Origin of the sequence: Micromonospora sp. NPDC057141 (assembly GCF_042670805.1) — a bacterium.
GTDB lineage: Bacteria > Actinomycetota > Actinomycetes > Mycobacteriales > Micromonosporaceae > Micromonospora.
In genome coordinates this window covers 50,362-63,644 of record NZ_JBHUVA010000034.1, presented here as the reverse complement: position 1 = coordinate 63,644, position 13,283 = coordinate 50,362, and the positions used below count along the sequence as shown (strand labels likewise).

The 13,283-nt window shown below is 77.3% G+C and carries 2 protein-coding genes; both read right to left on the bottom strand.

The window, feature by feature from the left end; all coding sequences use genetic code 11:
- Positions 1 to 3,750 (bottom strand): type I polyketide synthase (locus tag ACFT41_RS18410; RefSeq protein WP_377613928.1); only part of this gene is annotated, 3,750 nt, incomplete at its 3' end.
- A gap of 25 nt (positions 3,751 to 3,775) precedes the next feature.
- Complete coding sequence (locus ACFT41_RS18405; RefSeq protein WP_377613927.1) at positions 3,776 to 13,258, bottom strand: type I polyketide synthase; 9,483 nt, start codon at positions 13,256 to 13,258, stop codon at positions 3,776 to 3,778.
- Between the last annotated feature and the right edge of the window lie 25 nt (positions 13,259 to 13,283).

The window sequence follows — 13,283 nt, the reverse complement described above, 5'->3', positions numbered from 1 at the left end:
GCCCCCGTCGGCGGGGGCGTCGGTGCCGGCGAGGACCAGGTGGGTCGCGCCGCGCCCGGCCAGCCAGCGCAGCACGTGCGGGGCGCGCACGGCCGCCGAGCCGTGCACCAGCACCGCGCCCCGGGGCCGCCAGTCGGCGTCGGCGGCGGCCGGCCCGGTGGGGGCGCGTTCGAGGCGCCGCGCATACGTCCCGGCGACGCGGACCGCGAGCTGGTCCTCGTCGCCGCCGGCCGCGACGAGCCGGGCCAGCGCGGCCAGGGCTGCGGCGTCGGCGTCGGCCGGGAGGTCCACCAGGCCGCCCCACAGGCGCGGCTGCTCCAGCGCGAGGACCCGGCCCAGGCCCCAGACGGACGCCCCGGCGACGTCCGGCGCGGGGTCGTCGGCGTCGACCGCGACCGCGCCCCGGGTCACGCACCACAGCGGCGCGGCGGCACCGGCGTCGGCGAGGGCCCGGACCAGCGCGACGGTGCCGGCCAGCGGGCCGCCCCCGGACAGCCCGGAAGGGTCGGGCAGGCCGGCGGCGGCGTCCGTCCCGGAGAGTCCGGCCGACGGTCCGGCCCCGCCCGGCTCCCCCGCCGCGAGCAGCGACAGGACCAGGGCCGGGGCGGTACCGGCCAGCGCGGCGGCGAGGCCGCCGGGGGGCACGAGGGCGGGTGACAGGCCGGCGTCGGCCAGGGCGGCCAGCACGGCGGCGGACCGCCCGTCGGCGTCGGGGTCGGCGACGACCAGGCAGGGGCCGAGGGCTGCGGCGGGGGTGGCGGCCGGCGGGTCGACGCGGGTCCAGGTGGTGCGGTAGCGCAGGCCGTCCAGCTCGGCCCGGCGACGCTGCCGTCCCCGGTACGCGGCCAGCGCCGGCAGCAGGTCGGCCAGGGCGTCCCGCCGGGCGGCGTCGACGCCGAGGACGTCGGCCAGCGCGGCGGGCTCGGCGGTGTCCACGGCGGCCCAGAACTCCTCGTCGGCGGCGTCGGACGCCGGGCGGGGGGCGAGGTGGAGCACCGGCGGCTGCGGCCAGTACCGCTCGTGGTGGAACGCGTAGGTGGGCAGCTCGACCCGGGCGGCGTCGGTGCCGGCGAAGGGCGCGGCCCAGTCGACGCCCGCCCCGCGCAGGTCGACGGCGGCGAGCGCGGCGAGCAGGGTGGCCGCCTCCGGCTGGTCGCGGCGGGCGACCGGCGCGAACGCCGCCGCGTCGGCGTCGGGCAGGCACTCCCGACCCAGGGCGGTGAGCGCGCCGTCCGGGCCCAGCTCCAGGAAGGTGCCGACCCCGGCGGCGGCGAGGGTGGCCATGCCGGCGTGGAAGCGGACGGTGTCCCGGACGTGGTCGACCCAGTATCCGGGGTCGGTGGCCTCGGCGGCGCTCAGCGCGGCCCCGGTGCGGTCGGAGACCAGCGGCACGGCCGGCGGGTGCCAGGTGACCTTCTCGGCGACCACCCGGAAGTCGGCCAGCATCGCGTCCATCCGGGCGGAGTGGAAGGCGTGGCTGACCCGCAGCGGGCGGGTCCGGTGGCCCTGGGCGGCGAGCCGTTCGCCGGCCGCCGCCACGGCGTCGGGGTCGCCGGAGAGCACCACCGACGCGGGGCCGTTCACGGCGGCCAGGGCGACCCGGTCGTCGAGCAGCGGGGCCACCTCGGCCTCGGACGCGCGCACCGCGAGCATCGCCCCGCCGCCGGGCAGGGCCTGCATGAGCCGACCCCGGGCGGCCACCAGCGCGGCGGCGTCGGCCAACGACAGCACCCCGGCGACGTGCGCGGCGGCCAGCTCGCCGACGGAGTGCCCGAGCAGCTGCTGCGGGCGCAGCCCCCACGCGGTGACCATCCGGTACGCGGCCACCTCGTACGCGAACAGCGCCGGCTGGGTGAACTCGGTGCGGTCCAGCAGGGCCGCCTCGGGCGTGCCCGGCGCGGCGAAGACCACCTCGCGCAGCGGGCGGGTCAGGTGCCGGTCGAGTTCGGCGGCCACCTCGTCGAACGCGGCCGCGAAGACCGGGAACCGGCGGTGCAGCTCCGCGCCCATGCCGGGGCGCTGCGCGCCCTGCCCGGTGAACAGGAAGGCGAGCTTGCCGGCGGGACGGGCCACGCCCCGTACGACGTGGGGGGCGGGCCGGTCCTCGGCGACCGCGCGCAGGCCGGCGCGCAGCGCGTCGGCGTCGTCGCCGGTGACGGCGGCCCGGTGCGGCAGGGCGGCCCGGGTGGTGACCAGCGAGTACGCCACGTCGGCCGGGGCGAGGTCGGGGTGGGCGGCGAGGTGGGCGAGCAGGCGGCGGGCCTGCCCCGCGAGGGCCGGGGCGGAGCGGGCGGAGACGATCCACGCCACCACCGTCGGGGCGGGCCGGCCGGCCGGGCGGGCGGGCTCCGCGTCGGCGGGGTCGGCCTGCTCGACGATGGTGTGCGCGTTGGTGCCGCTGACCCCGAACGCGGACACCCCGGCGCGGCGCGGCCGGCCGGTGCGCGGCCACGGGGTGGTCCCGGTCAGCAGGGTCACCGCCCCGGCGGACCAGTCGACGTGCGGGGTGGGCGCGTCGACGTGCAGGGTGGGCGGCAGCACCCCGTGCCGCATCGCGAGGACCATCTTGATGATCCCGGCGACACCGGCGGCGGCCTGGGTGTGGCCGACGTTCGACTTGATCGAGCCGAGCAGCAGCGGCGCGGCGTCGCCCCGGCCCTTGCCGTACGTGGCGAGCAGCGCCTGCGCCTCGATCGGGTCGCCGAGGGTGGTGCCGGTGCCGTGCGCCTCGACGGCGTCGACCTGGTCGGCGGTGAGTCCGGCGTTGGCCAGGGCCTGCTTGATGACCCGGCGCTGGGAGGGGCCGTTGGGGGCGGTGAGCCCGCTGCTGGCCCCGTCCTGGTTGACGGCGCTGCCCCGGATCACGGCGAGCACCCGGTGGCCGTTGCGGCGGGCGTCGGACAGCCGCTCGACGAGCAGCATGCCGACGCCCTCGGACCAGCCGGTGCCGTCGGCGGCGGCGGCGAACGACTTGCACCGCCCGTCGGTGGACAGGCCGCGCTGGCGGGAGAACTCGACGAAGACCGTCGGGGTGGCCATCACCGACACCCCGCCGGCCAGCGCGAGGGTGCACTCGCCGAGCCGCAGCGCCTGGCAGGCCAGGTGCAGCGCGACCAGCGACGACGAGCAGGCCGTGTCGACGGTGACGGCCGGCCCCTCCAGGCCGAGGGCGTAGGAGATCCGACCGCTGGCCACGGCGGCGGCGCTGCCGGTGCCGAGGTAGCCCTCGACGCCGCCGCCGGCCCCGGACAGCAGGGCCGCGTAGTCGCCCTGGCTGCTGGTGGCCGCGTACACGCCGGTGGGCGCGCCGCGCAGCGTCGTCGGGTCGATCCCGGCCCGCTCGAACGCCTCCCACGCGGCCTCCAGCAGCAGCCGCTGCTGCGGGTCCATGGCGAGGGCCTCGCGGGGGCTGATGCCGAAGAACGCGGGGTCGAAGTCCCCGGCGTCGTAGAGGAACCCGCCGTCGCGCACGTACGAGGTGCCCCGGCTGGCCGGGTCGGCGTCGTAGAGCGCGTCCATGTTCCAGCCCCGGTCGCCGGGGAACGGGGCCATGGCGTCGGTGCCGGCGGCCACGAGGTCCCACAGCTGCTCCGGCGAACTGACCCCGCCGGGGAACCGGCAGCTCATCCCGATGATCGCCACCGGTTCGCCGAGCGTGGCGGCGAGCTGCTGGTTCTGCTGGCGCAGCTTCTGGTTGTCGAGCAGGGACGCGCGCAGCGCGCTGACGACCTCGTCCAGCGAGACGCTCATTCGGGGCTCCTTGGGGCGGGCCGGGTCACGAGTCGGTGCCTTCCAGGGCCATCCGGACCAGGCCGGCGACGTCGAGCTCACGGATCTCCGCCTCGGGGGCGGCCGGTGCGGTCGGCGTGGCCGGGCCGGTGACGGTGTGCGCGAGCTGGAGGAGCTGGTCGAGCAGGCCGGCCTGGCGCAGCTGGTCCAGCGGGATCGCGGCGAGGACCCGCCGCACCTGCTCCTCGTCGCCGGAACCGACCGGGCCGGGGCCGCCCGCGTCCGAGCCGTCGGCGTCCGGCCCGGCCTGGGCGCCGAACAGCTCCTCGTGCAGGTGGTCGGCGAGGCCGGCCGGCGTCGGGTAGTCGAACACGACCGTGGTGGGCAGGTCGTGCCCGGTCGCGGCGGTGAGCAGGTTGCGCAGCTCCACGGCGGTCAGCGAGTCGAAGCCGAGGTCGAGGAAGCCCCGGTCGGTCTCGATCGCGTCGCCGGAGGAGTGGCCGAGGACCTTCGCCGCGTCCACCCGGACCATCTCCAGCAGCGCCGCCCGCCGCTCCTGGCCGGGCAGCGACCGCAGCCCGGCCAGCAGGTCCCGGCCGGCCGGCGCGGCCGGGTCGGGCGCGACGGCCGGGGCGGCGGTCAGCGCGTGCACGGCCGGCAGGTCGGCCAGCAGCGGGCTGGGCCGCAGCGCGGTGAACAGCGGGTGGAAGGTGGCCCAGTCGACGTCGGCGACGGTGACGCAGGTGTCCCCGGCCGCGAGCGCGTGCCGCAGCCCGGCCAGCGCCACGCCCGGCGGCATGACCCGCAGGCCCCGGCGGCGCAGCTGCTCCGGCGCGCCGTCGGAGAACATGCCCGACTCGGTCCACGGCCCCCACGCCACGGACAGGGCGGGCCGGCCCTGCGCGCGACGCCGCTCGGCGAGCGCGTCGAGGTGGGCGTTGCCGGCGGCGTACGCGCCCTGCCCGCCGCTACCCCACACCGCCGCGATGGACGAGAAGAGCACGAACGCGTCCAGCTCGACGCCGTCGAGCAGCTCGTCGAGCAGCTCCGCGCCGACGAGCTTCGGGGCGATCACGTACGCGAGGTCCTCCAGCGTCGTGTCGGTCAGCGGCACCACCTCGCTGACCCCGGCGGCGTGCACCACGGCGCGCAGCGGCGGCCCGTCGCGGCGCAGGTCGGCGATCAGGTCGGTCATGCCGGCCCGGTCGGCGGCGTCGCACCGGGCGACCCGGCACTCGACGCCGAGGGCTTCCAGCTCGGCCAGCAGTCCGGCCGCGCCGGGGGTGTCGGTGCCGCGCCGGCTGGTCAGCACCACCCGCTGCGCGCCGGCGGCGGCCACCCAGCGGGCCACGTGCCCGCCGAGCGCGCCGGTGCCGCCGGTGATCAGCACCGTGCCCCGGGGCTGCCACGGCTCCGGTTCCCCGGCGGTGACGGCCGGGGCGAGGCGGCGTACCAGCACGTCCGAGTCGCGGACGGCGAGCTGGTCCTCGGCGACGCCGCCGGTGAGGACGTTGCCGAGCCGCATGGCCGCCCAGCTGTCGATCGTTACGGGCAGGTCGACCAGCCCGGCCCAGCGGGCGGGCTGCTCCAGCGCCGCCACCCGGCCAAGGCCCCACAGCATCGCCTGCCGGGGGTTGGCCGGCGCGTCGCCGTCGCCGGTGCCGACGGCGCCCTGGGTGACGCACCACAGGCGGGCCGCCGCGTCGCGGTCGGCGAGCTCCTGGAGCAGCTGGACGGTCGCGGCGAGGCCGCGAGGCAGCGCCGGGTGCTCGGCGTGCGGGGCGTCGTCCAGGCCGAGGAAGGACAGCACCGACAGGGTCCCCTCGGCGGCGTCCAGGGCCTCGCCGAGCACGTCGGCGAGCTGCCCGCCCAGCTCGTCGGGGTCGGCGGCGAGGTCGACGCCGACGGTGGTCACGTCCGCGCCGAGGGTCCACGTGCAGGAGTCCAGGACGGGATCGTCGGCCCGGTCAACGGGCAGCAGCACCAGCCAGTGGCCGGGCTCCTGGGGCTCCTGGGTGGCGGCGAGCGGCTCCCAGGCTGCCCGGTAGCGGGCATCGTCCACCAGGGACCGTTCCCGGCCGCGCCGCCGCCACGCCGACAGGGCCGGCAGCACCGCCCCGAACGGCTGGTCGCGGTCGACGTCCAGCTCGCGGGCCAGGGAGTCGAGGTCCTCCGCGTCGACGGCCGCCCAGAACCGGCGCTCCACCTCGGTGTCGTCGGCGGAGCCGTCGCCGGGGGTGGGTCCGGCGGTGGCCCAGGCCGGCGGTTCCGGCCAGTACCGCTGCCGGTCGAACACGTACGTGGGCAGGTCGACGCGCTGCGCGCCGGTGCCGGCGTACAGGGCGGGCCAGTCGGGGCTGACGCCGTGGGTGTGCAGGGCGGCGGCGGCCCGCAGCAGGGCGGCCGGCTCGGGGCGGTCCCGGCGCAGGGTCGGCGTGACCAGCGGGGCCCGCCCGCCGGCCGGGGCGCCCTCGGCGAGGACACCCTGGGTGAGGGCGGTGAGCACCCCGTCGGGGCCGATCTCGACGTACGCGGTGGTGCCCTGCTCGCGCAGGGCCGCGACGGCGTCGGCGAAGCGTACGGCGTCGCGGGCGTGCCGCGCCCAGTACCCCGGGTCGCCCAGCTCGTCCGCGCCGACGGGCGCGCCGGTGACCGTGGAGATCATCGGCACGGTCGGGGCCTGCCAGCGCAGCCGCCCGGCGACGGCGGCGAGGTCGTCGAGCACCGGGTCCATCAGCGGGCTGTGGAAGGCGTGGCTGACGGTGAGCCGCCGCACCCGTACGCCCCGGGCGGCCCACTCGGCGGCCAGTTCCTCGACGGCGTCGCCGGCCCCGGAGAGCACCACGGCGGCGGGGCCGTTGACGGCGGCGACGGAGACCCGGTCGGCGCGGTCGCCGAGGGCGGCGAGCACGTCGGCCTCGGACGCGGCGACGGCGAGCATCGCCCCGCCGTCGGGCAGGGCCTGCATCAGCCGGCCCCGGGCGACGACCAGCACGGCGGCGTCGGCCAGGGAGAGCACCCCGGCGGCGTGGGCGGCGGCGAACTCACCGATGGAGTGCCCGGCGACCGCGTCGGGCCGCACGCCCCACGCCTCCAGCAGCCGGAACAGCGCCACCTCGACGGCGAACAGCGCGGGCTGGGTGTACTCGGTGCGGTCGAGCAGCGCCGCGTCGGCGGTGCCGGGCTCGGCGAACAGCACCGGTCGCAGCGGCCCCGGCAGGTGCGGGTCGCAGGCGGCGCAGACCTCGTCGAGGGCGGCGGCGAAGGCGGGGAACGCCTCGGCCAGCTCGCGGCCCATCCCGGGCCGCTGCGCGCCCTGCCCGGAGAACAGGAACGCCACCTTCGGCCGGGGCGCGGCGGCCCCGGTGACCAGCAGCGGCGAGTCGTCGCCGGTGGCGAGGGCGCGCAGCCCGGTGCGCAGCGCGATCCGGTCGGCGGCGAGGACGACGGCCCGGTGGTCGAGGTCCGCCCGCGACACCACCGACGACCAGCCGACGTCGACCATCGGCGGGGCCTCCGGCCCGGTGAGCTGGTCGACCCACGGCCCGGCCTGGGCGGCGAGGGCCACCGGGGTACGCGCCGACAGCAGCACCGGCACCACCGGCAGCCGGCCCGGGTCGCCGGCCGGCGCGACGGGCGCGACCTCCTCGGGGGCCTGCTCCAGGATGGTGTGGGCGTTGGTGCCGCTGATGCCGAAGGAGGAGACGGCGGCCCGGCGCGGGTGGCCGGTGACCGGCCAGGGCCGGCCCTCGGTGAGCAACTCGACCGCGCCGACGCTCCAGTCGACTTGGTCGGTGGGCTCGTCGACGTGCAGGGTCGCCGGCAGGAAGCCGTAGCGCAGGGCGAGGACCATCTTGATGATGCCGGCGACCCCGGCGGCGGCCTGGGTGTGCCCGATGTTCGACTTGATCGAGCCCAGCCACAGCGGCTGGTCGGCGGGCCGCTGGCTGCCGTACGTGGCGAGCAGCGCCTGCGCCTCGATCGGGTCGCCCAGCTTCGTGCCGGTGCCGTGCGCCTCGACGGCGTCCACGTCGGCGGCGGTGAGCCCGGCGTTGGCCAGGGCCTGCCGGATCACCCGCTGCTGCGACGGCCCGTTCGGGGCGGTCAGCCCGTTGGACGCGCCGTCCTGGTTGACGGCGCTGCCCCGGATCACCGCGAGCACGGGGTGGCCGTGGCGGCGGGCGTCGCTGAGCCGCTCGACCAGCAGCACGCCGAGCCCCTCGCCCCAGCCGGTGCCGTCGGCGGCGGATGCGAACGCCTTGATCCGGCTGTCCGGGGCCAGCCCCCGCTGCCGGCTGAAGCCGACGAACACGCCGGGGGTGGACATGACGGTGACGCCGCCGACGAGGGCCATGGAGCACTCCGCCTGGCGCAGCGCCTGGCAGGCCCAGTGCAGGGCGACCAACGACGAGGAGCAGGCCGTGTCGACCGACACGGCGGGCCCCTCCAGCCCGAGGGTGTACGACACCCGGCCGGAGAGCACGCTGCCGGCGTTGCCGGTCATCAGGTGCCCCTCGGCGCCCTCGGCGCTGAACATCAGGTTGCGGTAGTCCTGGTAGTTGGTGCCGACGAAGACGCCGGCGGGGGTACCCCGCAGGGCCTGCGGGTCGATGCCGGCCCGCTCGATCGCCTCCCAGGACGCCTCCAGCAGCAGCCGCTGCTGCGGGTCCATGGCGAGGGCCTCGCGGGGGCTGATGCCGAAGAACCCGGGGTCGAAGTCGGCGACGCCGGTGACGAAGCCGCCCTCCCGGGCGTAGCTGGTGCCCTCGTTCTCCGGGTCGGAGTCGAACAGCCGGTCGAGGTCCCAGCCCCGGTCGGTGGGGAACTCGCCGATCGCGTCGCCGCCGGCGGCGAGGAGCTGCCACAGCTGCTCCGGGTTGTCCGCGCCGCCGGGCAGGCGGCAGCTCATCGCGACGATCGCGATGGGCTCGTCGTCCACGGGCGCGGCGGCCGGCGCGGGGGTCGCCGGGTCGGGGGCGGCCCCGGTGAGCAGCTCCGCCAGGTGCGCGGCGAGCACCGTCGGGTTCGGGTAGTCGAAGGCGAGCGTGGCGGGCAGCCGCAGGTCGGTGGCGGTGGCCAGGAAGTTGCGCATGTCCACGGCGGTCAGCGAGTCCAGCCCGAGGTCCCGGAACGGGCGGGTGGCCGGCACGTCGTCTGCGGAGCCGTAGCCCAGCGCGGTCGCCGCGCACTGGCGGACCAGCTCCAGCAGCGCCTCGGCGCGGTCGGCCCGGGACAGCCCGGCGAGCCGGCGGACGAGCGCACCCGACGGCGCGTCCGCCTCCTCCTCGCCGTCCGGCGCGGCGGCCGGCCGGGCCGCCTCGATCACCTCGGGCAGGTCCCCGATCAGCGGGCTGGGCCGGACCAGGGTAAACGCGGGGGCGAACCGGGCCCAGTCGATGTCGGCGATCAGCGTCGTCGTCTCGCCCCGGCGCAGCGCGCGGGCGAGGGCCTCCACGGCCAGGTCGGGGTCCATGCCGACCATGCCACCCCGGCGCAGCCGCTGCTGGGCGCGCTCGTTGTCGGCGGGCAGGCCGGCCCCGCTCCACGCGCCCCACGCCACCGACAGGGCGGGCCGGCCCTGTGCGCGACGCCGCTCGGCGAGGGCGTCGAGGTAGGCGTTCGCCGCACCGTACGCGCCCTGGCCGGCGTTGCCGGTGGTGCCGGCGACGGACGAGAACAGCACGAACGCGTCGAGGTCGAGGGCGCGGGTCAGCTCGTCGAGGTGGTCGGCGGCGACGCACTTGGGCGCGGCGACGGTGTGCAGGCGCAGCGGGGTGGCCGTGTCGACGATGCCGTCGTCGAGGACGGCGGCGGTGTGCAGCACGGCGGTCAGCGGGGCGTCGTGCGGGGCGGCGGCGAGCAGGGTGGCAAGCTGGGCGCGGTCGGTGACGTCGCAGGCGGCGACGGTGACCCGTACGCCGAGGTCGGTCAGCTCGGCCTCCAGCTCGGCCGCGCCCGGGGCGTCGGGGCCGCGCCGGCTGGCCAGCAGCAGGTGCGCGGCACCACGGCGGGCGGCCCAGCGGGCGAGGTGCCCGCCGAGCCCGCCGGTGCCGCCGGTGATCAGCACGGTGCCGCGCATCCGCCAGGTCGCGTCGGGGTCGTCGGGGGTGGTCGGCTCGGGCTCGGGGATCCGGGTGAGCCGGCGGGCGTAGACCCCGGTGTCACGGACGGCGAGCTGGTCCTCGCCACCGGTGTCGCCGAGGGCCGCGCAGAGCAGGGCACCGGCGTGCGCGTCGAGGGTGTCCGGCAGGTCGACCAGGCCGCCCCAGCGGCCGGGGTGTTCCAGGGCGACGGCGCGGCCGAGGCCCCAGACGGCGGCGGCCGTGGGGTTCGGCGGCTGGTCGTCGATGCCGACGGCGACGGCCCCCCGGGTCGCGCACCACAGCCGGGCCTCGACGCCGAGCGACCCCAGCGCCTGCACGAGCAGGACCGTCCCGGTGCCGCCGAGCGAGGTGGCCGGGTGGTCGGGGTGCGCCCGCTCGTCCAGGCCGAGCAGGGAGAGCACGGCCGCCGGCCCGTCCGCCGGGAGCGCGGCGCGCAGCCCGTCGGCGAGGGTCGCGGCGTCGCCGGTGGCGTCCACCTCGACGGGTACGACGTCCGCGCCGAAGTTGCCGAGCGCGCCGAGCACCCCGGCGACCAGTGGATCGTCGGCCGTGCCGGCGGGCAGCGGGACCAGCCAGGTCCCGGCGAGCCAGGTCAACGGCAGGTCGGGCAGGGCGGGCCAGGTGATCCGGTACCGCCACCGGTCGATGTCGGGCGCGTCGTCGCCCTGGGTGAGGAACAGCGGCGGGGCGGGCCAGTACCGGTGGTGGTCGAACGCGTAGGTGGGCAGGTCGACGGTCGCCGTCGCGGCGAGGACCTTCGTCAGGTCGACGGGCAGGCCGATGGCGTGGGCGGTGGCGAGGTTGGTCAGCAGCCGCGTCGGGTCGTCGTCACCCCGCCGCAGGCTGCCCAGGGTATGGCCGGTGACCCCGGCGTCGTCGAGGATCGCCGTCACCGGCATGGTGAGCACCGGATGCGGGCTGATCTCCACGAACGTCGTGTGCCCGGCTGCCACCGCGACCCGGACCGCCGCGTCGAACTGGACGGTCTGCCGCAGGTTGTCATACCAGTAGTCGGCCGTCATCGACGCCGGGTCGACCCAGTCACCCGTCAGCGTCGACACGAGGCGGGTGTGGCCGGGCTGCGGAGTCACGTCGGCCAGATCGGCACGCAACTGTTCGGCGACCTCCTGCACCGACGGGGAGTGCGACGCGTAGTCCACCGGGATCAACCGCGCCCGGATCCCGTCGGCCTGGCAGGCGTCCACAAGGTCGGCGACGGGCTGCGGCGGCCCGGAGACGACCACGATGCCGGGACCGTTCACGGCCGCCACGCCAACACCCGGGAACGCGGCAAGTCGTTCAGTGACCGCGTCGGCGGACAGGTCCAGCAACGCCATGGTGCCGGTCCCCCGCAGCACCGCCAGAGCCTGCGACCGCAACGCCACCGTCTTCGCCGCGTCGTCCAGGGACAGGATCCCCGCCACACACGCCGCACCGATCTCACCCTGCGAGTGACCCACCACCGCCTGCGGGAACACGCCCACGTGCTCCCACACCGCGGCCAGAGCGATACCCACAGCCCACAGCACCGGCTGCACCACCTCCACCCGCTCCAGCCACGACTCGTCATCCTCCGTCAACACGGAGACGAGATCCACGTCCAGATACGGGGCCAGGGCCCGCTGGCACTCCGCCAGACGCGTGTCGAACACGGGCGTGCGACCCACCAGACCGGCCGCCATCCCCGCCGACTGCGCGCCCTGACCCGGAAACACGAACACCGGACCCGTGCCCGGGGACGCGGCCACAGCGGACACCACGTTGCCCGCCGGCAGGCCATTCGCGAGGGCGTCCAGGCCCGACAGCAGTTCCTCGACGCTCGACCCGACGACCGACGACCGCTGGTCGAAGGTGGACCGGGTCGTCGCCAGGGACCAGCCCACGGCGGCGGCGTCCTGCCCGCCCCGCTCCCGCAGGTACGCGGCCAGCCGGGCGGCCTGGCCGGCGAGCGCGGCCCGCGACCGCGCCGACACCGGCCACACCGCCACGTCAGCGGCGACCAGGCCCGGCGAGCGGGCCCCCGCCGGGGCGTCGGCGGGTTCCTCCGGCTGTTCGAGGATGATGTGGGCGTTGGTGCCGGAAATGCCGAACGACGACACCGCCGAGCGCCGCGTCCGACCCGTCTCTGGCCATGGCGTGGCCTCGGTGGCCAGCTCCACCGCACCGGCCGACCAGTCGATGTGCGGCGACGGGGCGTCCACGTGCAGCGTCGCCGGGACGACGCCGTGCCGCATGGCGAGGACCATCTTGATGATCCCGGCCACACCGGCCGCCGCCTGGGCGTGACCGATGTTGGACTTCACCGAGCCCAGCAGCAGCGGCGCGGCACCGCCCCGGTCCTGCCCGTAGGTGGCGAGCAGCGCCTGCGCCTCGATCGGGTCACCCAGGGTCGTGCCGGTGCCGTGCGCCTCCACCACGTCCACGTCCGCCGTGGACAGGCGGGCCGAGGCGAGGGCCTGGCTGATCACCCGCTGCTGCGCCGGCCCGTTCGGGGCGGTGAGCCCGTTGGACGCGCCGTCCTGGTTGACGGCGGAGCCGCGTACGACGGCGAGGACCTGGTGGCCGTGGCGCCGCGCGTCCGACAGCCGCTCGACCAGCAGCCAGCCGACGCCCTCGGAGAAGCCGGCGCCGTCGGCGGCGGCGGCGAACGACTTGCACCGCCCGTCGGGGGCGAGGGCGCGTTGCCGGCTGGACCCGATGTAGAGGCCGGGGGTGGCCATCACGGTGACGCCGCCGGCCAGCGCGAGGTCGCACTCCCCCGCCCGCAGCGCCTGCACCGCGAGGTGCAGCGCGACCAGCGACGACGAGCAGGCCGTGTCGATGGAGACGGCCGGCCCCTCCAGGCCGAGGGTGTACGACACCCGGCCGGACGCGACGGCCGCCGCGCCGCCGGTCATCGAGTGGCCCTCGTCGCCGTCGGGCGACATCATCAGCAGGGTCCCGTAGTCCTGCCCATTGGTGCCGACGAAGACGCCGGTGCGGCTGCCGCGCAGCGAGGCGGGGTCGATGCCGGCGGCCTCGACGGCCTCCCAGGACGTCTCCAGCAGCAGCCGCTGCTGCGGGTCCATGGTCAGCGCCTCGCGGGGCGAGATGCCGAAGAAGGCGGAGTCGAAGTCGCCGGCCCCGTCGACGAACCCGCCCTCGCGGGCGTACGAGGTGCCCGGGTGGTCGGGGTCGGGGTGGTAGAGCCGTTCGACGTCCCAGCCCCGGTCGGCGGGGAACGGCGCGACAGCGTCCCGGCCGGCCCGCAGCAGCTCCCACAGCTCGTCGGGGTTGCGTACCCCGCCGGGCAGGCGGCAGCTCATCGCCACGATCGCGACCGGCTCCAGCTCCTGGGACTGCGCCTCAGTGAGCCGGCGGCGGGTGTCGTGGAGATCAGCCATGACCCGCTTGAGGTAGTCGCGGAGCTTGTCTTCATTGGCCATCGGGGTGCCGCTTCCTCGCAAGGGA